Source organism: uncultured Ruminococcus sp., assembly GCF_947301925.1.
Taxonomy (GTDB): domain Bacteria; phylum Bacillota; class Clostridia; order Oscillospirales; family Ruminococcaceae; genus Ruminococcus.
The window spans coordinates 429,125-454,847 of record NZ_CAMYUE010000001.1 but is presented as its reverse complement, the minus strand read 5'-3'; the positions used below and the strand labels follow the sequence as shown (position 1 = coordinate 454,847).

Genomic DNA, 25,723 nt, shown 5'->3' with positions numbered 1-25,723 from the left:
TAAATAACGTATTATAGACACTTATTAGTATACACCCGGTGGTTTATTCTTGTGAATTCCGTGCGGAATAGGTCTGAAAAATGCCTGCTTTACGTGGATTTTTCTTCTGTTCATTGAAATCTTCTTCTATTCAATACATAAAAGAAAAATGGCTGAATCCCGCTATTTTACGCGATACAGCCATTTTTCTAACTCATTATTTGAGCGGACAGAGAGGGATTCGAACTTCTATAATTTGCCCGCAAAAGGCTGTATTTAGCCACATTTGAAATGCCGTGTGACGGCGTGTGACTTTTTTCATGCAGTTTCAGCTGCTTTCTCGTCCTCGCTATTAGCCGCCGATTCGATGGCTGACATGAAGAAATCATTGATCTTATTCTGGCATTCGTTCTCCTTGGAGAACGTCGTATGTGTGTATACCGACTTCATAATGTTGTCAGTAGACCAGCCTCCCAGCTTCTGGATATAGTTACTGGGAATACCAAGATCATTAAGAGTAGTAGCAAATTCGTGACGAAGCTTGTGGAAGGTTATGTTATAACCAGCCTTCTCCATGAGCTTCCTGAAGTGACCGTTAATAGTCTGATAGCTCATAGTCACTATAAAGTCGGTTGGTTCCTTGTGAGGAACTTTTTTTATCAGGTCATATATGTAGGGCGGAAGCAAGTTTGTGCGAGTGCTCTCGTAGGTCTTGTTGCAGTCCCTGAGGATATCACTACCGTCAAAATAGATCCTCGCTCTTTCGATGGAAATTGTCTTTCCGTCGGGAGAGATGTCCCTGAACTGTAGACCTCTGACCTCGCTTACTCTCAGAGAGAGCCACATAGCCAGCAAGCATGGGAGCTCGATATCAGTACCTATAATAAGCTTGATGACATCACTGGCCTCAGGTATAACGATATTCTTTTTCTTCTTCGGAGGTAGAGCAATGCGCTTTGTATTAAGCTCAACGCCCTGTACTCCGAGTACACTCTTAAGCAACGCTACGGATTCCTTTATTGACTTATGGCTAAGTCTTGCAGCGTCCTGATTAACAGCGAACTGAATATCATTGATAGTAAGCGCATGTATCTCAGTCATCATAATGCTCTGAAGACGAGTATTCTTGATTATATTATAACCGCGAATGGTAGCCGGAGATAACACATTATCTCGAGCCGTTATGTACTGAGTAAATGCCTGCCCTACTGTCATGGTTTTAGCATTAGCTGCTGCACCGATACTATTCTTGAATTTCAGTGCCTCAAAAATAGCTTCATCAGCTGTATCGCCTGTAAAAGACTTAACAATACGCTTACCTGTTTCATCCTTGCCGACTACTACCTGAACCCTATATGATCCTGAAGGTAATTGTGTTGCCTTCATTTTCAACTTCCTTTCATAAAAATATGAAAGGCTGTTCCAATATCACTATTATAACAGCCTTTCAAAGATTTGTAAAGAGGGTTTTAGAGGGTCATTAAATCGTTAAGTTCCATTCCGGTAACACTGAGAAGATTGTCGACCTTCTCAAGCGTAACGTGCTGTGCACTTTTATCGTATTCGCGCAACGTTCTCTCTCCAACCTGAAGGTAGGAAGCGAGCTCCGCATCACTGACATCACGCAGGTTCTGCCAGTAGCGTAACTCTTTAAGCTTGGCGTATACGCTGAATTGCTCGCCTTTAGGCGTAGAATAATCGCAGAATACAAGCTGGGAGCAGGCATCATTTTCTTTATATATCTTCATTATTTCATCTATGCAGCGTGTGAGTTTTGATGTTTTATCATACTCTTGCTGCTCACCGACAAGAGACAGATCAAGAGCAGCTTTTCGACCGTCAGTGCTGACCTTCAACATATTATCTTCTCTGGGGCTTACGCGCTTAGAGCGAATTCTGTCAGTTCTGGTGCAAAGCTTATTCATATAAGAGGTTATAAGCTTATGCCGTTTGATGGTTATATCATCATAAGCTCTAAATTCCGGCAACCCACTTTTATCAGTTGCATGAAAAACAGATACCTGCGAGAATAAAAGCGATAGTTCCGGCAGGTTGAAAAATCTTGAAAACCTTCTTACCATACGGAACTTGGAGGTATCAACATCTATTTCGCATATCTGCTCGGGCTGAGCAAAAGTCCTTACCCAATTATCAAATATATGCAGCTGTCTGCTTTCAAGCTGCTCGTACTGAAGAAACATCTGCATAGCATAAACGTCAGATATTGAATTACAGAGCGGCGTGCCGGTTGCAAGGACAGCTCCGCGACCGCCGTTCTGTTCCTGAACACAATGTATTTTTTTCAGCATTTCGTGGCACTTATTTGAGCCGTTGACATTGATACCACGAAGATTTTTAAGCCTTGTACGAATCGGTATATTCTTGAAATTATGAGCTTCATCAAGGAAGATAGTATTTATTTCAAGCTGGTCAAAAGTAATATGAAGCGGCATTTTTTCCATAGATTTCAGTAATTCATCTGTAAGCTTGCATATATATTCCTTTTCACGATTAATAATCGTAATTCGTGCATCGCCGTATCGCAATGAGCTTACCGCTCCATTCAGCTTTTCAAGCTGCTGCTCCATATTGCATACAACGTAAGTGCTGGACAGAGGTATCATTTCAAAGCAGCTGTAAGCAATAATGATTCCGTCATAGTCTCCGTCACGCATCTGAACAAGGACTTTTTCCCTTAGTTCAGGCTTGAAGCTTTTAGGATCAATAGTGAGGAGTTTCGCCTTGGGATATAAGTCGGTGAATATCTTCTCCCACTGACCCGCAATATTATTTGGAACGACAAACATATTTTTGCGAGACATCCCCATTTGCCGCATTTTCATTGCTGCCGCTATCATTATATACGTCTTTCCCGAGCCAACGTCAAATGCAAGAAGAGTGTTCTTCTCGTGGATTATTCTTTCAACTGCGTCCTTCTGATAATCATATAGTTCAAAGTTTTCAGCCATTTCAGGAAAGACTATCTCTCTTCCGCTATATGATGGCTTTTCAAGATCTGAAAATATCTTGTTGTATGCTTCTTCAACTTCCCATATTCTGTCTTCGTCAAGCCAGATCCATTTGCGGAATTCTTCGATTATTAGACGCTGCTTACCCAGAGCGGCAATTGTATCTGTTTCATCATATTTGTTATTGGAATCGTATAGTTTAATCTCGCGAAGATTCAAAGTTGCTTCTATGATATGTAAAGCGTTATACCTTTTCAAGCCATATTTTACGGTGCACGCTGTGTTGATATTATTATAATATGCTTTTTTATCATGTACTGTCCATGTTCCGGTGTTATATTCATATTTTACCAGATCAGAACTGATGCCAAGAAGATGGTATATAAAATCATTTATTATTCCTTCTGATATCCACGGAGCGCCGAGAGAGACTTCAATATCGGAATACTTTATCTTGTGTTCAGCTCTTGATGTAACAGTTGTTGCAAACTGTTTCTGCTTTTCCTGTTGAATCTCCTTTGCCTTACTATATAAAGATATCCATTCCTCAAGAGTAAAGTTGTTCGTATCGTCTTCGGCTACCCTTTCAATGAGCTCGAACAATGGTGTTTGACTTGTATCGCTATCGTTCCTGATAGTAAAGTCTTTTGCAGCATAGTATGAATAATCCCGATTATATAGCTCATAGGCAATTTGTTTACCAAGAATAGCAGTATCAACTTGTTTTGATATCTGATATGAGATGTATTGTTTATCCTTCTGAGCATACATAGGCATCGAGTTTTGGACAAGTATATTCTTTAGCTCAAGTTTCCATAGGACTGTCAGCTGTGAGCGCCTTGAAACGTTAGGATTATTAGCTGCTCTGCGAAGAATTTCAACATTGTCCTGCTCTATGCTTATGATTCCCCAGTGACGAGGAACCTTGCTTTCAGCTGATTTTCTGTGCTTCTGACTAATTACAAGATAATTCTTGTCAAAGAAACTATCGTAGGCAGAGACTTGCCTGTCAAGCCTGCTGTAATCATCGCTGTCGCTCTTTATTTCGTAACCAGTCAGGTGAGAACTGACTGCCATCACATCGCAGATAGAGCTGCCTATTGACTTTTCCTGATATATGCGAATATCCTGACGCTCTGCAAGAAGGTAATTTATCAGTATTTTGCGTATATCCTTATCATTCATACTATCGCCCCTATTATAGTATAAAAGAAACGATGTACGGTATTTCGTACATCGTTTGAATGATATTTCTTTGTAGGAGCAGGTTTTCAATCATTCTCCTTGTAGTGCTAAATATACTTTTCCAGCAATATCGAGGTGCCTCCATTTGTCTGTTTCAACGGTAGAGATACCTAGCTGTTTTTCAGCAAAGCGTGTGCTGTAGCCTCGATGATACTTCAGATGGAATAGAGTATCAAGGTCAGTGATATGATTTTCAAGAAATGGGAGATCATATTCCCTGCATATACGATCCATGAACTTGCTATCATAGTCATGATGCATAGTGACCAGATCATTGCCGTAGCAGAACTCTATGAACTGCCAATAAGCATCTTCCATAGTCGTTCCGTATCTTTGCGGCGTATCATTGGTGATTCCCAGTATCTCGGAAACATTATCTGAGAGAACAGCTCCGCTGTTAACATACTCAAAGAAGCGGTCGGTAGAAACTCCGTTTTCAAATCTGAGTGCGGCAAAGCTGACTATTTCAGAATCTTCGTCCAGTCCGTTTGTTGTAATGTCGATAACAACGAATTCATCTTTCATACTATCACCTCATTTATAAAAAAACAGAGCCTGTTTTTTAACGTAAATATTGCAATATAAGAGCATATGATAAGACCGCATCTTCATTTCTCATCTCAATAGACGTTACAAGAAATAATATAAACTGATGTTTTTCTCACATCGCTTTGGTGATCATAATATGGAGAGATTTTTGACATCACTCAAAGGTGTACCATTTTTCGAGGTGCTTTCTAAAAAAACTGCAGGAAGGCTTGTCTTTTAAAAACTTATATAAAGCCTCTCTTGATATTACTTCGATATTTTCAGATGCTTTTCCTGATACACCTTCTGCACTAAATATGTAGATTTTCTTATAAATATTCTTGTCATCCATGTAATCATCAAGATTTATAATTTTCTTGTTTTTAGCTTGACAGGTTATTTGATTGCAATCATCATTAATCATAATAAACTCATATTTCTGTGTTGAATTCTTGCATGAAGAAGGCAGAAAGTGATAATTTGTATTATTTGCTTCCATATAGAAGCCTACAAGATCTTCCAATTCATCCGCATTAAGAACATCGGTAAAATTATCAATATTTATTGCGATTTTAACTTTATCCGAAGAGATTAAATTCTCCATTATGTTTTTAAGCATTTCATCTGCAACACGAGTAATTGTTTGATGCATCCTTTGAGAAAAACGACCTACAATTATCGAAGGAACAGCACCATATTCTTCTTCAATATCTATCCATTTTTCAACTCTACAATAGAATGACAGAGGGCTTTTTTCCACGTTATTTTCTTCAATATTAAAATAATCATTATTAAAATAATCATTATAGTAATCTGTTTTCTTCATCTCTATATACGAATGATATTTAGCTGTTTGAGAAACTTTTCCAATATAATAGTGTGAATCTTTGTTCCTGATAATCACAATATCCCCTTTTTCAATTTTATTATAATTATTAAAAGCAGTTTTACTAACTTCAGCATTATTATCGTTAAGATATTCCTTCCATTTGATGTTATAATCATCATATGTTAGCTTATCAATATCATCAAAATCATTTGTATCGCCAATTGACCACCCCATGCCGAATACTCCATCCTTAATGCAACCTTTCTGAAATTCTGCAACTATCGGTTTATTCCTATCTTCGGGTGCAAATGGAATCAAATATACAATCCAACAATTACTCATAATAGATACTTCCTTTCTTAAATAAAATGCTTTCATTACTATTTTCTTTGGCGACACCTTAATATTTCTTGAATACTATTATCCTATCAAACAACATAACTCATTCCTCCTCATAGTCGTTGACAGCCTTTTTCAGTTCATTAATAACTCGCTCCCTGAGGGGAGCAGGTTCAAGAACAACGGCATGACCTGCATACTGCACCGCCCACTTGAGCATATCCTCTTCGCTGATATGCGCGCGAACAATGAAATCCTTGTCTGTAACGTCGGAAATATCAATGTCAGTTCCGAAGTAGTCGATGATGTCGTTGATAATGTAGCTATTGGCGCGAAACTTCACATTTATCTTCTCGCTTGTGAACATATAAATGTGCTCTGCCATGTGTTCGGCGAGGTCGAGTCCGTACTTGTATCCAGCTACCTTATCCGCAGGCTTTATCGGAGTATCGAGCATTCGGATATCGCTGATCCTGTCCACGCGATAATTGGAGAGCCTGTCGTACTTATCATAGTTGCAGATAAGATAATACCTACCGCTCATAACCGCAAGCTGATATGGATTTACGATATATCTGCGTATCTCTCCGTTATCGTTTCTTCGAGGGTGGAGCTGCTTATCGGTACCGTAACTGCAATACTCAAACTCCACCTGACGCTTCTTTTCGATAGCCTCATCGAGAACATCGATAGTGTAGAAGAGCTGCTTGTTCGAGCTGCTGTCATCGGGCATAGTACAGATATGACGTACCTTGCTATGAAAATATACCGACGACAGCCCCTCCAGCTTAGAGATAAGCTCTTTGCGCTGACTATATGGAATATGACGTGAGAACAGGAGTCCATCAATAAGCAGGCGCAGTTCTGCGTCGCTGAAGTCGTGGCTGAGGTACCAGTCGGTCAGAACAGTCTTGTCCTCTCCATTTTTGTCCTTACGAAGCGACTCGCTGTAATTGATAGGATATCCGAAGTCCACAAGGTTCATCAGGTTGCTCTTTACCGCTTTTCTGTCCGCAGGCATACTATACTCTTTTTTGAGAATATCAACGATATCCTTCTGAGAGAGTCTGTGGTTTTCATCGGTGTATTTCTTCAATATATCGAGAATATTGATTATCATCAGCTTCTTGGGCTGTATCGTGTACATATTCACACCTCGCTCTGCTTATTCTATTTATAGTATACGGATAGTCGTGTTCGCTTTTTCGTACATAGTCTTTGTTATATTATATCATAGAAGGACGAAAAATCAATAGTTTCAAATCAATTTTGGAGGTTCGTTCATGAAAATGACTGTTGACAATAATGATTATCGCTCTACAAATGGAAAACTTGAAATTGATGACGGCGTTTTAGTTTACGCTGAACCCGATATAGAAGGTAAATGTATAATACCACATGGCGTAACGAGGATCGAAGAATCTGCATTTTCGGACAATACAAGACTGAAATCAGTAACAATACCGGATACAGTTACAAGTATAGGAAATAGAGCGTTCTTTGGATGCAGTAACCTGACTTCTGTGACAATACCAGGCAGCGTTGAAAGCATCGGTATAAGGGCTTTTGATGGATGCAGCAACCTGACTGCTGTTATGTTACCTGATGGCATTAGAAGCATCGGAATTAGAGCGTTCTGCGAATGCAGCAGCCTGACCTCCGTGACGATACCAGACAGTGTGGAAAGCATCGGTATAAGGGCTTTTGATGGATGCAGCAGCCTGACTGCTGTTATGTTACCTGATAGCATTAAAAGCTTAGGGGGATGGTCTTTCTGTAGCTGCAAGAGCCTTGCCGCTCTTACGATACCAAGCAGCGTGCAAGATATTGGCGGGATGGCATTTTCCGGAACTCCGTGGTTGGAAGAAAAACGCAAGGTGAATCCCTTTGTCATCGTCAATGGCATATTGATCGACGGTCAAACTTGCTCCGGTACTGTCAGGATACCGGATAGCGTTACAAGCATAGGAAGCTGGGCCTTTGCCAGATGTAAGGAACTAACTGCTGTCGTGATACCTGATAGCGTGATAAGCATAGAGGATTCCGCTTTCTATGAATGCAGTAATCTGGCGAATATCACGGTGCCGGATAGTGTAACAAGTATTGGGAGTAGAGCATTTTCAGAAACGCCGTGGTTGGAAGAAAAACGTGAAGAAACGCCTCTTGTCATTATCAATGATATACTGCTCGACGGTAAAGCTTGTTCAGGTTCGGTCATCATACCTGATGGTGTGACAAGTATTGTTGGCGGAGCTTTCAGAGCATGCAGGCACATGACCGATATCACGATACCAGATAGTGTGAAAAGTATTGGCGATTATGCTTTCTGGTGGTGCGATAAACTGAAAGCAGTATCGATACCGGATGGTGTAACAAGAATCGGGAGAGAGGCTTTCTGTTGTTGTTTGAACCTAACCTCTGTCTATATACCTGACAGCGTAACAAGCATCGAAGTTGGGGCTTTCTATGAATGTGCTAAACTGACCTCGGTCAAGATACCGAATAGTGTTACAAGCATTGGACACCATGCTTTCAAGGGATGCAAATGTCTAATTTAAAATTTAAAGCCATGGAGTGATTTTCATGAAAACATCCTTACTTGATTTTATTGACTCAGATACTCTGAGAGAACATCTTAGAAATCAGGCGCTCGAACCTGCGATAGAATGCATACTAATAGTCCGTAGCCGCAGATGTTCAATAGAGAAGAAGTTAGAAGCGCTGAAAGAGATATATGATACATATTCAGCAAAAGATTTCAATAAGGGAATATACAACTGTCGAGAAAAAGACTTTAAGTCCGCTTTAAAAGAGTACATCGATTCTACAGAAAAGGTTCTTGACGATATGTACCGTCCTGACAGCAATCATGTTTACAACGCTCACGCCACAGATGATATCGGGTTCCATGGAACATTCGATACATTTGAAGCAGCCATAGATGGAATAAAGAATAGTTATTCTGGAAATGAGTTTTGTATAGTAAAAGCGAGAATAAATGAATTTGAAAATGTTACAGATATAACAGCGCTTATCAATGAACAGGGCGAGCCGTATGATATGTGGAATCTATATAACGACAGAATCAACTGGAGCATATACAGTTCGTACGCTTGGATACCGCATAGATACGCAATTGGTGATATTGTCGTATTCACATGTGACAATACATTTGCTGTTGTCGTTGAGGATAACATAAGCCCTTTAACAACCACAGGTCGTGATATTAATGATATGACTCTAAGATGCGTGATATTTGAAAAGAACGATTTTCATTCCTGCGGCGGTGTGTTTATACAAAGAGATTTCTCTATACTCCGTATCGAATCAAGCAAAGAGTCAGATATGGACGAATGCCCTAAAGAACTGATTAGGTTTAGTCATCTCATAAAGGGCGGTATCAGTGCTGCCGATTTCTTGGAAGAGTATAGCAACGGCATAATCCATTGAATCTACTTTTGATAATGGATATTATTATTATACAGAATCAGCTCCCGTAAGGGAGCTGGTTTCATTTGTAACATAATTTCGCCTTTTAGTCATGTGAATCAATTCAAGTTGCAAGCCAGTTAGCGATGTCATAGATTTTGATTCCTTCATATTGATAAGCATCGTGCCGTGTCCTTGCAATCAGTATCTTGGGGTATGCATCTTGTATAGACAGAAGCGGAGATACCTCTCGCTGGAAAGTCTTGTCATCAGAGATATTGTCAGAGACCTGAATATACACTTTCTCATCGCGCTTTATGGCTACAAAATCGACTTCCTTTTTATAGAGAACGCCAACGTAGACTTCGTATCCTCGACGCAGAAGCTCAATTGCAACGATGTTTTCAAGTATCCTGCCATAATCCATATTTTTTGTTCCGAGCTTTGCGTAGCGAAAGGAATGGTCGCTGAGGTAATATTTCTCTGTCGTGGACAAATACTTTTTACCTTTAATATCATAGCGCCGTACCTTATAAAAGGCAAAAGCGTTGCAAAGGTACTGCATATATGAGCCGACAGTCTTATGATTGATCTTATCCTTATTGCTATTGAATGTATCTGATATGTTCCTTGCGGAAGTGAGGTTAGAGATGTTATCCATGAGAAAGTCCACGAGTCTGTCCATAAGAGCAGTATTGCGTATCTTATATTTTCTGCGGATATCCCTGACGATCAATGTGTCAAACACTTCTTCGATATAGTCATATTTAGTTTCTTGGTCTTTGTAGACATAAGAGCCTGCCATACCGCCTTCACTGATATACTTATCAAAAGCAGCGTACAGGTCATCGTATCCAAAGTATTTCACATACTCCGCAAAGGAGAATGGATATACCTTGATCTCAAAAGTTCTTCCTGTGAATAGAGTAGCAAGGTCTGAGCTCAAAAGAAAAGCATTTGAACCTGTGATATAGATATCGAACTTCTCAGAAGCGTGCAGACCGTTTATCGCTTTCTCAAAGTTATTGCACATCTGAATCTCGTCTATCAATACGAAGTTTTCAACTCCCGCCTTATAAGCAGCATTGATGTGGTCATAGAGGGGACGGTACTCGGTTAGATCCTCATATTCGGGAAGATTAAAATTGATATGAATAATATTGGCGTTCGGCACGTTTGAAGTCACATAACTCTTAAATGCTTCGAGTAGCTTCGATTTGCCGCTACGTCTAACGCCGGTGATTACTTTGATATCCGGGGTGCCTATTACATTTATGACTTTATCCAAATAATCGTTTCGTTCTATAAGCTTCATATGCACTCACGCTCCTTTATTAGTATTATATCACATCTGTTTCCCAAAATCAATAATATTTTAAAAATGGGAAATAGAATGTTTGTGTTATATAGGAACTCAGCTCCCATATATGGGAGCCGAGTAATGATATTGGAACAGCCTTAAAGTGGATTTCGTGTGATTTTTCGTGTGACACCCCCTGCATTTTCGTGTGATTTTATGCAGTTTCAATGTCACACGCGCAGTTCTGACTACATTTGCATAGATAACAGAAAAGCCTGTATTTAGCGTTTTCTGCTAAATACAGGCTATTTTCAATGGCGGACAGAGAGGGATTCGAACCCTCGATACGCTATTAACGTATACACGAGTTCCAGTCATTATTTTTAGGAAAATCCTCTTTTATTATTTCATGCTAAATCAACGTAATATCGGCTTTAGCAAGAACCCATTCTTTTTCAAAACCTTAGAAAAAATGAGATAAATGTCGTAGAAGTGTCGTAGTATTAATCGAGGTTGAGACGTTTCTTCAGTACATTAATATCGTTGTGAACGTAAATGTCTGCTGTTATCGAGATGTCAGCGTGCCCCATAACCTTCTGAATGGTGTAGATGTCCACGCCTTCTTCCCTTCTCAGTGTACCGTATGTGTGCCTGAGCTCGTGCGGAGTAAGTACCGGCACGCCTGTTGCAGCACTCAGTTTCTTCATAAACCCACTGAAGTTCTTTGCATACGTTCCGGGAGACATCACTCCATTTGTGCCCAGGACGTATTCGTTATCGCTCTGGAACTTCTTTAAGTAGCTGCCGAACTCAGCTGAGAACGGAACGACTCTGTCCGATGTCGCTGACTTCGGACGATCAATTACGATCTTGCCCTTTGTCTGCACCACAGCTCTCTGAACATGGAGAGTATTCCCGTCGAAGTCAATGTCTGACCATTTAAGACCGAGCAGCTCGGAGCGACGCAGCCCTGTGTTGAGATATAGTACGATGTCGAGTCGATACACCCGGCGAGCATATTTCTCTGCTGCCTCTGCCTGCTCCTTCGTCCATACGTTTTTGGTTGCTGCATCTGAGACGTGTTGGAATTTAATGTTTTTGACAGGGTTCTTATAACAGAGGTCGTTATCAATGGCAGCGTCGAACATTGATTTGAGAATGAGCTTGTGCTTATCCAGTGTCGACTTTGCGAGTGGCTCCCCTGTCTCGCCCCGGATAGCATTAAAATACTGCTGCACATCTATCTGCTGTATCTCACTTATGCGAGCTTTACCGAAGTACGGAACGAGATACTTGTCGATGTTAGATTTGTAAGTGAAAAGGTATGTGTGATCCTTGACCACACCCTTCTTGTACGTCTCAAGCCATTTGTTGGCCCACTTCTCGAAGGTCATCACAGGCGGTGCGGGCATCGCCCCGGTGGCTTCGTAAACAGCATGATCTATCTTGTACTGCTCCGCCTTAGCTCTGGCGTCAGCCTTGCTCACAGTGCTGTAGAAGCTCTTACGAATGAGCTTGCCGCTAAAGTCCTTACCGATCGTGACCTTAACTTCGTATAGGCCGTCAGCTCTGTTCGGAGCATCTTTTTTCGGTCTGCCCATGTAATCACCCCTTCACGGCCTCTGCCTAATCGGCAGGGGCTTATTTTTTATACCTTTCGATCTCTGCGAGCTCCTCTATACGTTCAACGGCTTTTTTCTTTCCTGTGTCATTGAGCTTATCATACGCGATTTTAATTCTTGTGAAGTTTTCATCTTTAACTGGCGCATACTTGGACTCTTCAGTTATATCTACACTAAAGTAATTAATTATTTTCTTCCATATATTATCTTCGTCTTTTTCTATATTATATTCATCATTGAGTTCCTTAAAGAAGTCTTTATATAGTTCCATCTTCTCACGGTCATAAGTAATTGTTTTGCGTTCTTTTACATTGAGGAGCCTTACGGGACTTATTTGGAGTACGCTTGCAAGCTTTTCGATTTTATCTCGCCTCATATTTGAAATATGTCCGTTCTCCCATTTCTTTACTGTGCTCTTACTAACTCCGACGGCGTTACCTACTTCCTCAAGAGTTAAGTCTAATTCTTTTCTCCTATTATATATTAAAGTACCTATTTCGCTCATACTCCGTCAACTCCTTTCAATGGTATTATATCATGCAAGTTTCTAAAATGCAACTATTTTTCAAAAAAATTCAAAAAAAGTTTCCTAAAGGGGTTGACAAAAACCAAAAGCAGTGATATACTTTAAGTGTCCTAAAGGAAACATTCTCTTAAGAAAGGAGGGTGGGCAGCTTGAACATTCCAGACTTAAAAGCTGAGATTGCGAGATGCGGTCTCTCTATCCCGAAGCTTGCTGAGCTTATCGAGATAGACAAAAAGACGCTATATTCACGAATCAGTGGTGAAACATCATTCAAGCAGGAGGAGATCGTAAAAATATCTCAGGTTCTTAATCTCACAGAAGACAAGATTATGAATATTTTTTTTGCAAATTTAGTTTCCTAAAGGAAACTAACAAAGGAGGAAGGCTAAATGAATGTAAAATATACAACAATCGCCTTGCCCGATAATGTAATGGAACACGCAGAGGCGTACTTCGTCATATCAGTACTTGACGACGGAAGCATAGGTGGTTTAACTGTTGTCGCTCCGAGAGATAAGTTGGACGAAGCAAAGAAAGCTATGTACTTTAAATCTTTCAGATCATTCATTGGCGAACTGTGCAAGTGCGTGATTGACGAGTACATAGACGGAGGACGAGGATAAGATATAGAAAGGAGGCAGGGGTACATGGATAAGCTTATCATCAAAGGCAAACCAAGCAAGATGTCCAAGGATACAGTTATCAGAGTAGACGGCTGCTCTAATGCACTGCTTGACGAGCTTGTAGCCAAGACAGGAAGAAGCAAGGCAGCTATCGCAAATAAGCTCATAAAGTTTGCTTACGAGCACGTCGAGGTCGTTTACAACGATGATGACGACGAGGACAGCGAGTGAAAGGAGCGATCACTATGACAGGAACGGATAAGATCAAAGAGTTTATCGCACAGGATACTGAGAAACTTGCCGAGATCGTCGAGGCTCACCCCTTCCAGATACCCGTCAAGGTACTGGCTGAGTGGTGGCACTGCTCCGAGGACAGCGTTCGCAATGCGATCACGCAGCACGGATACCTGGGCATCGCACAGAAGCAGCCGGGCAAGGTCAACGCAGGCTTCGTGATACCGACAGGACACTTCGTTCGTTGGTGGTGCTGTCAATTCGGTGTGCAGTAAGGAGGCAGATCATGGACAGGATCGAGTTACTGGGTGAGACACTTATTATCGTGCTCTCTTGCTTCGAGCTTTACTGCCTGCGCAGACTTCGCATTGAGCTGCGTAGGATCTCACAGGAGAAGTCAGACGCAAGGAGAGAAGCACTGAGACCAGGGGCATACAAGAAGGTGAGCGACAGTTGGGCTGTTTACCGTAACAGGCGCAGCTTGTGGGCATCAATCAAGAAGTAAAGGAGTACATGGGCATGAGCAAATGCAAAGCTATTTCCGAGAATGAGCAGTCTATTATCGTCAGAAACATTCTCGGTGCAAAGGACAAGCGCAAGCAGGTACAGATCGAAGCAGACCTGCACGAGTCATCAATAGGCATTATCAAAGATATCCTCAAAGAGCACGGTATCAATCTGAGGATCCTCAACGGCGGCAGCCACAAGAAGAAGCACATCGAAGATGAGCTGATAGACGAAGCTCCAAAGGAGCAGGCTATAATCAACGAAGCCGTTGAGGCCGTCAAGGACTTCGATGCCGCTCTCAGCAAAGGAGAACAAATCGAGGAGCAGGAGCACAGCAAAACAGCAAACATCTCACAGGAGGAGAAGCAGCAGATATTTGAGGCTTCCTTAGCTGCGCAGAGAGAAAAGAAGCAGAACGAGCCTGAGCCGATCATAATAGGCAGTATGCCTAAACAGATCTTCTCTGAGGACGAGGTTCTCGACAGTATCCGCAAAAAGGTCGCAGGGCTGATAAAAGAGCGGCGCGAGCTCAAGGCTCAGCTCGATGCTAAAGACCAGGAGCTCGCAAAATACGTCGAGTTCTTCAGCGCAGAGATGCTGCAGATAGAAACTCTACGAAAGGACGGTGATATAAGTGGATAAGGTACATGAGCAGAAGTTTAACTTCGTCCGCCATGAGCTGCTTCAGCTCCTCAAGGCGATTGACAGAGACATCTTAAAGGCTGAGTATGAGATACTCGATGACGAGATCGAGATCGTAACAGTATACTGGTTGACATCAGAAGGTTACTCGTCTGACCGCAAGATCAATGTCACAGGTGACAGCTTGTCTGCCCTGGCGCGCGACGTGCTGAAAAGAATTTGAGGAGGTGATTGAGTTGAAAGCGATACGGGTAGACAGATCGGGGCCCAGCGAAATCGACATTGCAAATACACTTGATGCGCTGCAGGCGGCCGTTCTCGGATACATAGAAGTAGTTACATTGGTACCGGGGCAGGCGGCTATGGTCGTTAACGAGGAAGGACGGCTTCACCAGATGTTTCCTAACATCATAGCTTCTGCGATTGCAGGCACTAAAATCGTTGGGCCCGCGATCATTGTAGGCGTCGACGGTGAAGAATTTACTGATATACCGGCAGAAGTGGCACTCCGAATAAAGCTAAGGTTCGGAGGCTAAAGATGAAGGGAGAATAAAAATGTACGACGAAGAGAAAATTGAGGATCAACGCAAAGAGCATAATCGTGCGCTTATAATGCGCGTAATGGCCGATGCAGAAGCTAAGTACGAAAAGTACTATAATAATTATCAAGTTGTAGGCGGAGCTTCCCAGCTCAGGACTGCTCGTAAATACGAGGACTTGATGAAGATATGCGGAATGGCTCTTGAATCGCTTAATCAGAGTTGTGAACGTTGCCTCAGAAGGTACAGAAATGGGCAGTCAATGGTCGCACGGCTGAAAGAGAGCGGCGTCGAAAGTGTAAGCGCAAAGGAAGCTATTGACCTCATAGAGACTGCAGCTTCACTGTAAAAGAAAAAAGCTCCCCGAAGGGAGCAAACACAAAAATAGCTTTCAGGTACATTTTACCACATAGGAAGGAAAATGTCAAATGTTAGAGATAAAAGTAAAAGAAAAAGAAGCAGAGATAAGCGCAGCAGGCCCCCCCCCTTGAACTATCAGCGGAGGCGATGCTTGCCATTGACTCTCTTATAAAGATTGTCGGCCGCTGCCTGTGTGTCCCCTATCAGGTGGCGCGTGATATGACGATCAGGGTATGTGATGCAAGACACAGTAAGAAGGAGGATCCAGAATGATAACATTAACTGACATCGACGGCGTAAACTTCGAGCTCGACATCGACATAATAAAGGAGATGCACGACAGAGGAAGTTACCGCGAAATAACCTGCCACATTGTCGGCTTACTCCGTGTAAAGGATACGATCCCGGAGATCATGGCCAAGATACGTAGGGTGAAGCTAAATGGGCGCTCATCCTAAGCACTGCCCTTACTGCGGCAGCATTGAAATCATAGGTGACACCTGCAAATGGTGTACAAATATAATCAATACGGAGGTAAATAATTATGAACGAGAAGACATTCGAGATGACTATCCAGGTAACAACAGAGTCGGCGAAAAAGGTAATCGCCCTCTTGTCCAACGAGTACCCTTATAAGGTAGAGGCACCTGCTCCTGCGGCTATGCCCGCCGTGCAGACAGCCCCCGCGCAGACCGCTGTGCAGCAGTTCGGTGGATCTCCTTACAACAACGCTCCTGCTCCTGTTCCTGCTCCTGTTCCTGCCACCCCTCAGGCTCCTGTGTATACCGGAGCACCTGCGTATACAGCGCAGCCCATGCCGCAGCAGCCTCCTCAGGCGCAGCCTCAGACACAGGCTCCGCCCCAGGTAACAGGAGCTCCGACATCGGCACCGATGTACTCTATAGCACAGCTGCAGGCAGCTTGCGGTCCGCTCGCTGACTCTGGCAAGCTCGCAGATCTCCAGAAGCTCATTGCTTCCTTCGGCGTCAGCTCACTTGCAGAGCTCCCCCAGGCAAGATACGGTGAGTTTGCTAACGGCCTGCGCTCTCTCGGAGGTGTACTGTAATGCCAGGAACGCACGCGCTCCTTTCTGCAAGCTCTTCGGCAAGGTGGCTTAACTGTCCACCTTCCGCTAAGCTCAATGCAGGAGCAGATGACAAGGAAAGCAGCTATGCAGCTGAGGGTACACTCGCCCATGCAATGTGTGAGATCAAGCTCAGAGGCTACATATCTGCCATACCTAAGCGGTCTATCACCGCTAATCTCAAGAAGCTCAAGAGTGATCCGCTGTATCAGCCCGAAATGGACGGATACACCGAGGAGTATCTCGACTACATAAAGAAGATCGCTACAAGTTTCAACGGGCCGCCTACGATCAGAGCCGAGGAGCAGGTCGACTATAGCACATTCGCCCCTGAGGGCTCCGGCACGGCCGACTGTCTGATACTGTTCGGCGATGAGCTTCATGTGATCGACTTTAAGTACGGCAAGGGCGTACTTGTCTCACCTGAGGACAACCCTCAGCTCAAACTTTACGCCCTCGGAGCTATCAGCAAGTTCGGCCTCATATACAGCTTCAATAAGATAACGCTGCATATCGTACAGCCGAGACTTAGCAATATTGACGACTGGTCGATAAGCACCGCCGATCTCCTCGCATGGGGCTTCTCTATACAGCCCACAGCACAGCTCGCGTTCAGCGGCCAGGGAGAGTTCAAGAGCGGTGAGCACTGCAGGTTCTGCAAGGTTGCAGCGACTTGCAAGAAGCGTGCTGCGGACAACCTTGCGCTTGCACAGTATGAGTTCAGAAAGCCCGACAACGATCCGACCGCTACGGATCCGATGCTTAACGATGCAGAGCTCGCGGAAGCTCTCACAAAGGGAGCGCAGCTCGTAGCATGGTACGAGGACCTCAAGGAGTATGCACTCGCCAAGATCCTCGACGGCGGTGAGCTCAGCGGTTGGAAGGCAGTCGAGGGCAGAGGCACAAGAGCCTTTATCAATCCTGACGACGTGCCGAAGCGTCTTGAGTCTATCGGACAGAGCAGCGACCTCGCCTATGAGCGTAAGGTTCTCTCGCCTGCAGCACTTGAGAAGTTGCTCGGCAAGAAGGTATTCACGGACAGCTTCTCGGATCTCGTCGAGAAGTCCAAGGGCAAGCCTGCGCTTGCACCGATCTCAGACAAAAGAGCTGCATACGTCCAGGGGACGTCCGCAGCGGAAGACTTTAAGTAATCAAGGAGGACTATCAATATGTCAAACACTATCGTAACAGGAGAAGTACGACTCTCCTATGTAAGTTTATTCGAGCCCAGAGCTAACCAGAACGGCGGAGATCCTAAGTACCAGGTAACCGTCCTGCTCCCTAAGAGCGATACAGCCACAAAGGCAGCGATCGACAGAGAGATACAGGCAGAGCTTCAGAACGGTGTAGCAACAAAGTTTGGCGGCCAGATGCCCGCTATGCCTGCGATCCCGATCCACGACGGCGACGGTCGCCGTCCTAACGGTGAGCCATTCGGTGAGGAGTGCCGCGGCTGTTGGGTATTCACGGCAAGTACAAAGCAGAAACCTGAGGTCGTTGATGAAAACTGTCAGCCCATTCTTTCTGCTACCTCTGTTTACAGCGGTTGCTACGGCAGAGTATCCATAAGGTTCTTCGCCTACAATCAGGCAGGCAAGAAGGGCATCGGCTGCGGACTCGGCAACGTACAGAAGCTGCGCGACGGTGAGCCCCTCGGCGGCGGCTCGACCGCAGCTCAGGACTTCGGCAGTGCAGCCGCTGCCTTTACTCCTGGACAGCCTGCTCCTTATCAGCAGCAGCCGCAGCAGTACGGTATGCCTGCACAGCAGTACGGAGCACCCGCGCAGCAGCCTGCATATACGCAGCAGCCTTACTCAGCACCTGTGCAGCAGCCTGCTCCCTATCAGCAGCAGCCGCAGCAGTCACAGCAGCTTTACGGAGCTGCTACATGGGAGCCTCAGTCTCAGCCTGCCCCGGCTCAGGGCTTCCCTGGCGGACCGCTCCCGTTCTGATGACTAATCTATCTATCGACATCGAGACTTATTCTGATGTTGACCTGAAGAAATCGGGACTGTACAAATATGTGCAGTCCCCTCAGTTTCAAATACTGCTTTTTGCCTATCGTGTTGATGACGAGCCCGTACAGATAGTTGACCTTACAGCCAGGGAGCGCATCCCTTTTGATATAGAGATCGCCATGCTTGACCCTAATGTTACGAAACGGGCATACAATGCAGCGTTTGAGTGGTACTGTCTGTCGAAGCACCTCAAGCTGCCTCAGGAGACTCAGAATGAATGGTTGCAGCAGTGGCGTTGCACAATGCTTCATGGCCTCTACCTCGGTTATCCCAGTGGGCTTGCCGCTATAGGTGAGGCATTGAAGCTTCCGCAGGATAAAAAGAAAATGGGCGTGGGGCAATCGCTCATCCGCTACTTCTGCAAGCCTTGTAAACCTACTAAGGCCAACGGCGGCCGCACGCGTAACCTGCCGCAGCATGAGCCCGAGAAGTGGAAGATCTTCAAGGACTACTGTATGCAGGACGTCTATTCAGAAAACAGTATATGGCGTATACTGTCAGCCTTCCCCGTCAGTGATGATGTACAGAGACAATGGGAACTCGATATGAGGATCAACGCTTACGGCGTTAATCTTGACAGGGATCTCATCGAGGGCGCTCTCCACTGCAACGCTTGTATTACTGATGAGCTTATGGCCGAAGCTACAAAGCTTACGGGTCTCAGAAATCCAAAGTCAGTATCTCAGCTTAAGAAGTGGCTTACTAAGGAGCTGTCTGAGGACATCGACACACTTAGTAAAGCTAAAGTCGCAGAATTACTTGACCGTGACTTACCAAGCTCTGACGTGAACCGAGTGCTTGAGATCAGACGCGAGCTCGGCAAGTCTTCAGTAAGTAAATATGAGGCTATGGAAACGTGCATTTGCAGTGACGGAAGGGCGCGGGGTCTCCTCCAGTTCTACGGTGGTAATCGCACCGGGCGCTGGGCAGGGCGGCTCATACAGGTTCAGAACCTTCCTCGAAACTATATGGATACCTTAGATACGGCCAGGGACCTTGTAAAAAATAAGAATACGGCCGCAATAAAGCTCATTTATGGTAATGTGCCTGATACACTGTCACAGCTGATCAGAACAGCATTCATCCCGTCTGAGGGCAACAAATTCGTTGTGGCGGACTTCTCAGCCATTGAGGCAAGAGTTATAGCATGGCTCGCAGGAGAGCAGTGGAGACTTGAGGTATTCAACACTCACGGTAAGATCTATGAGGCTTCTGCATCAAGTATGTTCGGCGTCCCTATCGAGAAGATCAAGAAGGGCAACCCTGAGTATTCGCTCCGCGCTAAGGGTAAAGTCGCCGAGCTCGCTCTCGGCTACCAGGGCAGCGCGGGTGCTCTTATTAACATGGGCGCACTTGATATGGGGCTCTCTGAGGACGAGCTTCCCGATATCGTACAGCGTTGGCGTAAGGCTAATCCGAGAATAAGAGATCTCTGGTACACCTGCGAGAATGCTGCGCTTGAGGTAATGGCAACAGGTCAGAGAGTCGGCATTAATCAGAACATCATATTTGCAAGAGAATATGACTGCGGTGCAGGGCTTGACTTTTTTACAGTGCAGCTCCCGAGTGGCCGCAAGCTCTTTTATCCTCACCCTTTCCTTGCTGAGAATGACCTCGGTAAACAGGCGCTGCACTACTACGGCGTCAATCAGAAAACGGGCAAATGGGGCGTCATTGCTACCTACGGCGGTAAACTCACAGAGAATATAGTGCAGGCGGTAGCCCGAGACTGTCTTGCTGTAACTCTTGAAAGGCTCGATGCAGCAGGATTGCAAGTAGTTATGCACATACACGACGAGGCGGTCATAGACTGCGGCCGAGACCAGGTAAGCGTCGACGCTGCGTGTGACCTTATGGGCACCCCGATACCGTGGGCACCGGGGCTCCCACTCAAGGCAGCAGGCTTTGAGAGCAACTACTACATGAAAGACTAACCTCTAAGGGAGGCAGAAAAATGCAATACGATAGAAAAATAGTAATAACAACGGGCGTCAGCCGTAAGGCGTCAACGTGGAAGGCACAGGCGCTTTTATGGTCCGAGCTGGTAACAAAGCTCGCGTCGCCCGTTAGAGGCACGGAAACGCTAAAACATTACCTGCAGCTCCCGAAGGCAAAGCAGGACGAGCTTAAGGACGTCGGCGGCTTTGTGGGTGGTACATTCAACGGTGAGAAAAGAAAAGCGGACAAAGTGACAGGCCGCGATCTGATCACACTTGATATGGACAGTATACCCGCGGAGCAGACTAACACTGTTCTGCAGAGGATCTCATCGCTAAACTGTGGATACTGTGTGTACTCTACGCGAAAGCATGAGCCCGCGCGTCCGAGGCTCAGGGGCGTTTTCCCTCTTGATAGGTGCTGCACCCCTGATGAATACGAGCCTATCGCGAGGAAGCTCGCTGAGCTGATAGGTATTGAGCTCTGCGACCCTACCACCTTCCAGGCTTCACGCCTGATGTACTGGCCGTCAGCTTCGTCCGATAGCCAGTATGTATACGCATGGGAGGATAAGCCGTTTCTGTCAGTTGATGGTATGTTGGCACTCTATGGAGACTGGCATGATATAGCACAGTGGCCTGATGTGCCTAATGCGCCTCAGCTGCGTAAGAAGCTCGCGGCCAAGCAGGGCGACCCGACAGAGAAGGCAGGCATTGTCGGCGCGTTCTGCCGCATCTATGACATATATGCAGCTATGGACAAGTTCCTTCCCGGGGTCTATACAGAAACCGCTCAGAGCGACCGATACACCTATGCAGGCGGCTCTACCACAGGCGGTGCGGTTATTTACGATGACGGCAAGTTCTTATACAGTAATCACGCTACGGATCCCGCAGGTGGAAAACTCTGCAATGCGTTCGACCTCGTAAGGCTTCATAAGTTTTCCGACACGGATGCAGAGGCGAAGGAAGGCACTCCAACAGTTAAGCTGCCGAGCTACACTGCTATGTGCGAGCTCGCGGCATCTGACAACGCAGTAACAACCCTTCTGACAAAGGAGCGCAGGGGCAAGGCAACAGCTGAGTTCTCTATGCCCCTGCCTGAGAACGCAGCTCAGACTGCGACCGACACTAATGTCGATGACAACTGGGAGTCAAAGCTCGCAGTTACATCAACGGGCTTGCTGCAGAAGACTATTGATAACGTACTCATTATACTTGAAAATGATCCGCTGCTGAAGAATAAGTTTGCGTTCGATGATTTTTCTAACCGCGTGCTTATCAAGGAAGCCGTCCCCTGGGACCTCAGGCAGAAGCAGCGCGACTGGTCAGACAACGACGATGCCGGCATAAGACACTATCTCGAAAGAGCTTACGGTATAACAGGTATCAACAAAATAACAGATGCCTGCACTCTCTGCTTCCGCAGACACAGCTTCAATGCTGTGCAGGACTGGCTCAGATCTCTCCCACCGTGGGACAGCATACCAAGGCTCGATACCATTTTTATTGATTACCTGGGCGCCGCGGATACTCCGTACACCAGGGCTGTAGCAAGGAAGTCCTTTACTGCTGCCGTGGCCAGAGCTATGATCCCCGGCGTAAAGTATGACACCATGCCTATCCTATCAGGACCTCAGGGCATAGGTAAATCGACACTGCTCAAGATAATGGCGGGCAACTGGTTCAACGACAGCCTCGACAGCTTCGACGGTAAGGAAGCCTGCGAGATGATACAGGGCAGTTGGATAATCGAGCTCGGTGAGCTCAACGGCCTCAGCAAGTCCGAGAGCGGCCAGGTCAAGCAGTTCTTAAGCAAGGCAGATGATATTTATAGAGAACCATACGGCAGGCGCACAGGACGTTATCCGAGGCGCTGCGTGTTCTTCGGCACCTCTAATGAGAAAGAGTACCTCAAGGACAGCACCGGCGGTCGTCGCTTCTGGCCGATAGACTGTATGGCCAAAGCTCCTACAAAATCTGTGTTCACAGAGCTTGAGCTCGAAGCACCTCAGATCTGGGCGGAAGCCTATGTCAGATGGCAGGTCGGGGAAAAGCTTTACCTTGAGGGCGCAGCTGCGGCCGCTGCCTTAGTGGAGCAGGAGTCCCACAGAGAAGCAAATGCAAAGGAAGGTATCGTCCGCGAATTCATTGAAAGGAAGATACCTGCGGACTGGAGTAAAAGGACTCTGCAGCAAAGAAGATCCTACTGGTCCGACGAGTTTGGCCGCAAAAACGATAGTGCTCTCGATCTTGTGGAGCGTACAAGAGTATGCGCCCTTGAGATATGGGCTGAGTGCTTCGGCGGCGATGTAAAATACATGAAGAAATCAGACTCCAGAGAGATCAACGACATACTGTCGAGAATGGAGGGGTGGAAAAGAGCTGAGAAAACTGAACGCTTTGGGGCAGGATACGGTGTGCAAAGAGGGTTTCAAAAGTTGTAACATTCTATTCTGGCATTCAAGAAAATCATAGTGAGAATGTTACAAATGTTAATGTAACAAACAAAAAGAATGTTACAAGAATGTTATAAAAATGTTTCAAACGCAAACGGCGGTAAATAGGCATATACTTTATATTGTAACATTGTAACATTCTTTTATATATAAGTATTAAAAGATAGAAAGTATAGGGTATAATGCCCCCTATAATATCTATAAATCCTATACTGTAATATATATAATAGGGCAAATCGTTACAATGTAGCACGAGGAGGCTGAAAATGGAAAGCGAAAAAGTCACTGAGGCTTACCTCAGGGATGAAATAAAGAAGCTGGGAGGAAAGGCGTATAAGTTTGTCTCGCCCGGCGAGACAGGAGTGCCTGACAGGGTATGTATTCTCCCAGGTGGGAAAGTGTTCTTTGTAGAGACGAAATCGGAAGGCAAGAAAAGCACACCGAAGCAGCGGCAGCAGCAGAAACGCCTGAGGGATCTCGGCTGCCGCGTTTACGCAGATGTGGATACCAAGGCAAAGGTCAGGGAAATTCTAAACGAGGAGGTGATGCCCGATGATATTCAGACCACATAAATACCAGGCTTACTGCATTGGCAGGATAATCAACGAGCCCGCAGTAGGATTGTTTCTGGATATGGGTTAGGCCTCGGAAAGACTGTAATAACATTAACGGCCATTAACGACCTGAAGTATAATCGCTTCATGATAAACCGGGCTTTAGTTATCGCGCCTAAGAAGGTCGCAGAAGCAACATGGAGCAGCGAAGCTCAGAAGTGGGATCACCTCAAGCACCTGAGGATTTCAAAGGTTCTCGGTACAGCTGCGCAGAGGATCAGAGCTGTGAACACACCTGCGGACATCTATGTTATCAACCGTGAGAATGTGCAATGGCTTGTAGATCACTACAGAAATGACTGGAAGTTCGACATGGTTGTCGCCGATGAGCTGAGCAGTTTCAAGAACCCGCAGGCTAAAAGGTTCAAGTGTCTCACCTGGGTAAGACCTCACATCAGCAAGTTTGTCGGGCTCACCGGCACGCCTGCTCCTAACGGCCTTATGGATCTCTGGGCGCAGATCTATCTGCTTGACAGCGGAGAACGTCTTGGCAAGAGTATCACGGCATACCGCAGAGCTTACTTCAACGAGAATACCCATGGCGGCAACTTCTCCACCTTCGATGAGCGCCCGGGAGCTGAGCAGCTGATAAAGCAGAAGATCTCAGATATATGCGTGAGCATGAAGGCCGAGGACTATATTGAGCTTCCTGAGAGGCAGGACATCATCGTCCCGGTAGAGTTGGATCCGAAGGCGAGGAAGCTGTACGACCAGTTCGAGCATGATATGTTCCTTGAAGTCGACGAGGAGACTCTTGACGCAGGCACTGCAGCAGTCCTGACGAATAAGCTGCTGCAAATGGCAGGCGGAGCTGCGTACACCCCTGCCGGTACGCCGGTGGAAGTACACAGCTGCAAGACCGAAGCATTCATGGAGCTCATCGAAGCAGCCCAGGGGCAGCCCGTACTGGTATTCTACAACTTCAGACATGAGCTGCAGCGTATATCGCAGCTGCTGCAGAAGGCAAAAGTAAACTTCGGCGAGCTTAAGACGCCCGAGGACATAGACCGTTGGAACCGACGCGAGCTGAGTGTGCTGCTTGCGCACCCTGCATCGGCTGCATACGGACTTAACCTTCAGGCAGGCGGCAGCCACATCATCTGGTTCGGTCTTAACTGGTCCCTGGAGCTTTACCAACAGGCAAATGCGAGACTGTACAGGCAAGGACAACGGGACAGGGTCATCATACATCACCTTATCGTCAAGGACAGTGCAGACGAGATGGTAATGGCTTCCCTGCAAGACAAGGACGCGACGCAGGAAAGTCTGCTGGCGGCGCTTAAGGCAAGGATCAAGGGAGTGAAGGGAAAATGATTGTAGAAATGATTATGGGCGAGGATAGGAGCCTGACTATGGATACAGACAAGTTCCTCAATAAAGCCCGTATCACAGTTCGTGAGGTAAGGATCCTCGCAAAACTTGCCACTGCGTCAGATCTGATCTACGGCACCAATGCTGTGGAAGTGTGGAAGTCCGCAATCGGTGAGCGCGTCGAGCTATGTGTCTACGGAATGAAGCAGCAGGATGCACTCAGGCACACAGCGCTTGAGCGCGGAGATCATAAGGCGCATAAAGCCGCTATCGACAAATTGAAAAAGGTCGACAGTAAACGGCGTAAATACATGAAGTTTATTACGATTTTTGAGGAGGGCAAATAATGAGCGATACTGATATTCTGCACATGGCTGCAATGGAAAAAGAGAACATGGAGCTGTGGAAGCTCCTACAGGAGACGCGTCCTGTTCTGAGAGCGGCGTTCTTCGCGAACTATAAGGACCAGAACAAGGCGAATGACCTGTACGATAAGATAGTCAAAAAGGTCGGAAAGGAGTAGGGAGATGAATACAGATGATCTTATTAAGGCTCTCAGTCCAATAACATCTTGCCCGCCTACGTTCTTTTATTGCCCTGTATGCGGTAAAATAGTAGCTTGTAGAATG

The 25,723-nt window shown here is 45.5% G+C and carries 30 protein-coding genes; 22 read left to right on the top strand and 8 right to left on the bottom strand.

Going from position 1 to position 25,723, the window contains the following annotated elements:
- Window positions 1-297: 297 nt before the first annotated feature.
- The 5 genes from Q0Y65_RS02225 to Q0Y65_RS02205 form a co-directional block, all read right to left on the bottom strand.
- A complete protein-coding gene (locus Q0Y65_RS02225) occupies window positions 298-1,365 on the bottom strand; it encodes a site-specific integrase (RefSeq protein WP_297956330.1) in 1,068 nt (355 codons plus the stop codon).
- 83 nt (window positions 1,366-1,448) lie between these two features.
- The gene (locus Q0Y65_RS02220) at window positions 1,449-4,133 is read right to left on the bottom strand and encodes a sce7726 family protein (RefSeq protein WP_297956328.1); all 2,685 of its coding nucleotides are present in this window, start codon (window positions 4,131-4,133) and stop codon (window positions 1,449-1,451) included.
- A gap of 90 nt (window positions 4,134-4,223) precedes the next feature.
- Complete coding sequence (locus Q0Y65_RS02215) at window positions 4,224-4,718, bottom strand: 3'-5' exonuclease (protein ID WP_297956326.1); 495 nt, start codon at window positions 4,716-4,718, stop codon at window positions 4,224-4,226.
- Window positions 4,719-4,896: 178 nt separating this feature from the next.
- Window positions 4,897-5,892: a hypothetical protein gene (locus Q0Y65_RS02210; RefSeq protein ID WP_297956323.1), complete on the bottom strand. Its 996-nt coding sequence runs from the start codon at window positions 5,890-5,892 to the stop codon at window positions 4,897-4,899.
- Window positions 5,893-5,992: 100 nt separating this feature from the next.
- Window positions 5,993-7,036, bottom strand: coding sequence for a YafY family protein (locus Q0Y65_RS02205; RefSeq protein WP_297956321.1), 1,044 nt, complete (start codon window positions 7,034-7,036; stop codon window positions 5,993-5,995).
- A gap of 136 nt (window positions 7,037-7,172) precedes the next feature.
- Between Q0Y65_RS02205 and Q0Y65_RS02200 the strand changes: the two genes are divergently transcribed.
- Window positions 7,173-8,447 (top strand): leucine-rich repeat domain-containing protein, encoded by a 1,275-nt coding sequence (locus Q0Y65_RS02200; RefSeq protein ID WP_297956318.1) that lies wholly within the window; start codon window positions 7,173-7,175, stop codon window positions 8,445-8,447.
- A 25-nt stretch (window positions 8,448-8,472) separates the two neighbouring features.
- On the top strand, window positions 8,473-9,339 hold the full coding sequence (locus Q0Y65_RS02195; protein WP_297956315.1) for a hypothetical protein: 867 nt from the start codon (window positions 8,473-8,475) through the stop codon (window positions 9,337-9,339).
- Between the two features lie 103 nt (window positions 9,340-9,442).
- Here Q0Y65_RS02195 and Q0Y65_RS02190 read toward each other — a convergent pair whose 3' ends face one another.
- The 3 genes from Q0Y65_RS02190 to Q0Y65_RS02180 all read right to left on the bottom strand — a co-directional run bounded on the left by Q0Y65_RS02190 (window position 9,443) and on the right by Q0Y65_RS02180 (window position 12,745).
- Window positions 9,443-10,633 (bottom strand): ATP-binding protein, encoded by a 1,191-nt coding sequence (locus Q0Y65_RS02190; RefSeq protein WP_297956312.1) that lies wholly within the window; start codon window positions 10,631-10,633, stop codon window positions 9,443-9,445.
- Between the two features lie 488 nt (window positions 10,634-11,121).
- A complete protein-coding gene (locus Q0Y65_RS02185; RefSeq protein ID WP_297956311.1) occupies window positions 11,122-12,219 on the bottom strand; it encodes a site-specific integrase in 1,098 nt (365 codons plus the stop codon).
- Window positions 12,220-12,259: 40 nt separating this feature from the next.
- On the bottom strand, window positions 12,260-12,745 hold the full coding sequence (locus Q0Y65_RS02180) for a helix-turn-helix domain-containing protein (protein ID WP_297956308.1): 486 nt from the start codon (window positions 12,743-12,745) through the stop codon (window positions 12,260-12,262).
- Between the two features lie 170 nt (window positions 12,746-12,915).
- Between Q0Y65_RS02180 and Q0Y65_RS02175 the strand changes: the two genes are divergently transcribed.
- From Q0Y65_RS02175 to Q0Y65_RS02085, 20 genes are all read left to right on the top strand, one after another.
- Window positions 12,916-13,128: a helix-turn-helix transcriptional regulator gene (locus Q0Y65_RS02175; RefSeq protein ID WP_297956305.1), complete on the top strand. Its 213-nt coding sequence runs from the start codon at window positions 12,916-12,918 to the stop codon at window positions 13,126-13,128.
- Window positions 13,129-13,155: 27 nt separating this feature from the next.
- A complete protein-coding gene (locus Q0Y65_RS02170; protein WP_297956302.1) occupies window positions 13,156-13,389 on the top strand; it encodes a hypothetical protein in 234 nt (77 codons plus the stop codon).
- 24 nt (window positions 13,390-13,413) lie between these two features.
- Complete coding sequence (locus Q0Y65_RS02165; protein WP_297956300.1) at window positions 13,414-13,620, top strand: hypothetical protein; 207 nt, start codon at window positions 13,414-13,416, stop codon at window positions 13,618-13,620.
- Between the two features lie 14 nt (window positions 13,621-13,634).
- Window positions 13,635-13,898 (top strand): hypothetical protein, encoded by a 264-nt coding sequence (locus Q0Y65_RS02160; protein ID WP_297956297.1) that lies wholly within the window; start codon window positions 13,635-13,637, stop codon window positions 13,896-13,898.
- A gap of 11 nt (window positions 13,899-13,909) precedes the next feature.
- Window positions 13,910-14,128, top strand: a complete 219-nt coding sequence (locus tag Q0Y65_RS02155) for a hypothetical protein (RefSeq protein ID WP_297956294.1) — start codon at window positions 13,910-13,912, stop codon at window positions 14,126-14,128.
- A gap of 14 nt (window positions 14,129-14,142) precedes the next feature.
- The gene (locus Q0Y65_RS02150; RefSeq protein WP_297956291.1) at window positions 14,143-14,772 is read left to right on the top strand and encodes a hypothetical protein; all 630 of its coding nucleotides are present in this window, start codon (window positions 14,143-14,145) and stop codon (window positions 14,770-14,772) included.
- Window positions 14,765-14,995 carry a hypothetical protein gene (locus Q0Y65_RS02145; protein WP_297956288.1) on the top strand — a complete coding sequence of 77 codons (231 nt, stop codon included), beginning with the start codon at window positions 14,765-14,767 and terminating at the stop codon, window positions 14,993-14,995. Before Q0Y65_RS02150 ends, Q0Y65_RS02145 begins: the two co-directional genes overlap by 8 nt.
- 13 nt (window positions 14,996-15,008) lie before the next feature.
- Complete coding sequence (locus Q0Y65_RS02140; protein ID WP_297956285.1) at window positions 15,009-15,308, top strand: DUF3846 domain-containing protein; 300 nt, start codon at window positions 15,009-15,011, stop codon at window positions 15,306-15,308.
- A 19-nt stretch (window positions 15,309-15,327) separates the two neighbouring features.
- Entirely contained in the window at window positions 15,328-15,660 is a 333-nt protein-coding gene (locus Q0Y65_RS02135) for a hypothetical protein (RefSeq protein WP_297956283.1), read from the top strand.
- A gap of 280 nt (window positions 15,661-15,940) precedes the next feature.
- On the top strand, window positions 15,941-16,129 hold the full coding sequence (locus tag Q0Y65_RS02130; protein WP_109725508.1) for a hypothetical protein: 189 nt from the start codon (window positions 15,941-15,943) through the stop codon (window positions 16,127-16,129).
- Between the two features lie 86 nt (window positions 16,130-16,215).
- Window positions 16,216-16,737 carry a hypothetical protein gene (locus Q0Y65_RS02125; protein ID WP_297956280.1) on the top strand — a complete coding sequence of 174 codons (522 nt, stop codon included), beginning with the start codon at window positions 16,216-16,218 and terminating at the stop codon, window positions 16,735-16,737.
- A complete protein-coding gene (locus Q0Y65_RS02120) occupies window positions 16,737-17,906 on the top strand; it encodes a DUF2800 domain-containing protein (protein ID WP_297956278.1) in 1,170 nt (389 codons plus the stop codon). The genes Q0Y65_RS02125 and Q0Y65_RS02120 overlap by 1 nt, the downstream gene beginning before the upstream one ends.
- Window positions 17,907-17,924: 18 nt before the next feature.
- Window positions 17,925-18,707 (top strand): DUF2815 family protein, encoded by a 783-nt coding sequence (locus Q0Y65_RS02115; RefSeq protein WP_297956275.1) that lies wholly within the window; start codon window positions 17,925-17,927, stop codon window positions 18,705-18,707.
- Window positions 18,644-20,707: a DNA polymerase gene (locus Q0Y65_RS02110; protein ID WP_363293495.1), complete on the top strand. Its 2,064-nt coding sequence runs from the start codon at window positions 18,644-18,646 to the stop codon at window positions 20,705-20,707. Before Q0Y65_RS02115 ends, Q0Y65_RS02110 begins: the two co-directional genes overlap by 64 nt.
- Window positions 20,708-20,727: 20 nt before the next feature.
- On the top strand, window positions 20,728-23,157 hold the full coding sequence (locus Q0Y65_RS02105; protein ID WP_297956272.1) for a virulence-associated E family protein: 2,430 nt from the start codon (window positions 20,728-20,730) through the stop codon (window positions 23,155-23,157).
- Between the two features lie 278 nt (window positions 23,158-23,435).
- Window positions 23,436-23,741 carry a VRR-NUC domain-containing protein gene (locus tag Q0Y65_RS02100; RefSeq protein ID WP_297956269.1) on the top strand — a complete coding sequence of 102 codons (306 nt, stop codon included), beginning with the start codon at window positions 23,436-23,438 and terminating at the stop codon, window positions 23,739-23,741.
- A complete protein-coding gene (locus tag Q0Y65_RS15715; RefSeq protein WP_363293494.1) occupies window positions 23,722-23,811 on the top strand; it encodes a helicase in 90 nt (29 codons plus the stop codon). The genes Q0Y65_RS02100 and Q0Y65_RS15715 overlap by 20 nt, the downstream gene beginning before the upstream one ends.
- A 59-nt stretch (window positions 23,812-23,870) precedes the next feature.
- A complete protein-coding gene (locus tag Q0Y65_RS02095) occupies window positions 23,871-25,097 on the top strand; it encodes a DEAD/DEAH box helicase (RefSeq protein ID WP_363293493.1) in 1,227 nt (408 codons plus the stop codon).
- On the top strand, window positions 25,094-25,441 hold the full coding sequence (locus Q0Y65_RS02090) for a hypothetical protein (RefSeq protein ID WP_297956266.1): 348 nt from the start codon (window positions 25,094-25,096) through the stop codon (window positions 25,439-25,441). Before Q0Y65_RS02095 ends, Q0Y65_RS02090 begins: the two co-directional genes overlap by 4 nt.
- Complete coding sequence (locus Q0Y65_RS02085; RefSeq protein WP_297956263.1) at window positions 25,441-25,617, top strand: hypothetical protein; 177 nt, start codon at window positions 25,441-25,443, stop codon at window positions 25,615-25,617. The genes Q0Y65_RS02090 and Q0Y65_RS02085 overlap by 1 nt, the downstream gene beginning before the upstream one ends.
- The last annotated feature ends 106 nt before the right edge of the window (window positions 25,618-25,723 follow it).

Coding starts and splice junctions, on each gene's coding strand:
- Q0Y65_RS02180 (WP_297956308.1), bottom strand. CDS start 12,745: ATGAGCGAAATAGGTACTTTAATATATAATAGGAGAAAAGAATTAGAC.
- Q0Y65_RS02155 (WP_297956294.1), top strand. CDS start 13,910: ATGGACAGGATCGAGTTACTGGGTGAGACACTTATTATCGTGCTCTCT.
- Q0Y65_RS02195 (WP_297956315.1), top strand. CDS start 8,473: ATGAAAACATCCTTACTTGATTTTATTGACTCAGATACTCTGAGAGAA.
- Q0Y65_RS02210 (WP_297956323.1), bottom strand. CDS start 5,892: ATGAGTAATTGTTGGATTGTATATTTGATTCCATTTGCACCCGAAGAT.
- Q0Y65_RS02120 (WP_297956278.1), top strand. CDS start 16,737: ATGCCAGGAACGCACGCGCTCCTTTCTGCAAGCTCTTCGGCAAGGTGG.
- Q0Y65_RS02160 (WP_297956297.1), top strand. CDS start 13,635: ATGACAGGAACGGATAAGATCAAAGAGTTTATCGCACAGGATACTGAG.
- Q0Y65_RS02110 (WP_363293495.1), top strand. CDS start 18,644: ATGGGAGCCTCAGTCTCAGCCTGCCCCGGCTCAGGGCTTCCCTGGCGG.
- Q0Y65_RS02115 (WP_297956275.1), top strand. CDS start 17,925: ATGTCAAACACTATCGTAACAGGAGAAGTACGACTCTCCTATGTAAGT.
- Q0Y65_RS02105 (WP_297956272.1), top strand. CDS start 20,728: ATGCAATACGATAGAAAAATAGTAATAACAACGGGCGTCAGCCGTAAG.
- Q0Y65_RS02215 (WP_297956326.1), bottom strand. CDS start 4,718: ATGAAAGATGAATTCGTTGTTATCGACATTACAACAAACGGACTGGAC.
- Q0Y65_RS02190 (WP_297956312.1), bottom strand. CDS start 10,633: ATGAAGCTTATAGAACGAAACGATTATTTGGATAAAGTCATAAATGTA.
- Q0Y65_RS02165 (WP_297956300.1), top strand. CDS start 13,414: ATGGATAAGCTTATCATCAAAGGCAAACCAAGCAAGATGTCCAAGGAT.
- Q0Y65_RS02205 (WP_297956321.1), bottom strand. CDS start 7,036: ATGTACACGATACAGCCCAAGAAGCTGATGATAATCAATATTCTCGAT.
- Q0Y65_RS02130 (WP_109725508.1), top strand. CDS start 15,941: ATGATAACATTAACTGACATCGACGGCGTAAACTTCGAGCTCGACATC.
- Q0Y65_RS02125 (WP_297956280.1), top strand. CDS start 16,216: ATGAACGAGAAGACATTCGAGATGACTATCCAGGTAACAACAGAGTCG.
- Q0Y65_RS02100 (WP_297956269.1), top strand. CDS start 23,436: ATGGAAAGCGAAAAAGTCACTGAGGCTTACCTCAGGGATGAAATAAAG.
- Q0Y65_RS02150 (WP_297956291.1), top strand. CDS start 14,143: ATGAGCAAATGCAAAGCTATTTCCGAGAATGAGCAGTCTATTATCGTC.
- Q0Y65_RS02200 (WP_297956318.1), top strand. CDS start 7,173: ATGAAAATGACTGTTGACAATAATGATTATCGCTCTACAAATGGAAAA.
- Q0Y65_RS02170 (WP_297956302.1), top strand. CDS start 13,156: ATGAATGTAAAATATACAACAATCGCCTTGCCCGATAATGTAATGGAA.
- Q0Y65_RS02185 (WP_297956311.1), bottom strand. CDS start 12,219: ATGGGCAGACCGAAAAAAGATGCTCCGAACAGAGCTGACGGCCTATAC.
- Q0Y65_RS02095 (WP_363293493.1), top strand. CDS start 23,871: ATGATAAACCGGGCTTTAGTTATCGCGCCTAAGAAGGTCGCAGAAGCA.
- Q0Y65_RS02090 (WP_297956266.1), top strand. CDS start 25,094: ATGATTGTAGAAATGATTATGGGCGAGGATAGGAGCCTGACTATGGAT.
- Q0Y65_RS02225 (WP_297956330.1), bottom strand. CDS start 1,365: ATGAAGGCAACACAATTACCTTCAGGATCATATAGGGTTCAGGTAGTA.
- Q0Y65_RS02085 (WP_297956263.1), top strand. CDS start 25,441: ATGAGCGATACTGATATTCTGCACATGGCTGCAATGGAAAAAGAGAAC.
- Q0Y65_RS02135 (WP_297956283.1), top strand. CDS start 15,328: ATGTACGACGAAGAGAAAATTGAGGATCAACGCAAAGAGCATAATCGT.
- Q0Y65_RS02220 (WP_297956328.1), bottom strand. CDS start 4,133: ATGAATGATAAGGATATACGCAAAATACTGATAAATTACCTTCTTGCA.
- Q0Y65_RS15715 (WP_363293494.1), top strand. CDS start 23,722: ATGATATTCAGACCACATAAATACCAGGCTTACTGCATTGGCAGGATA.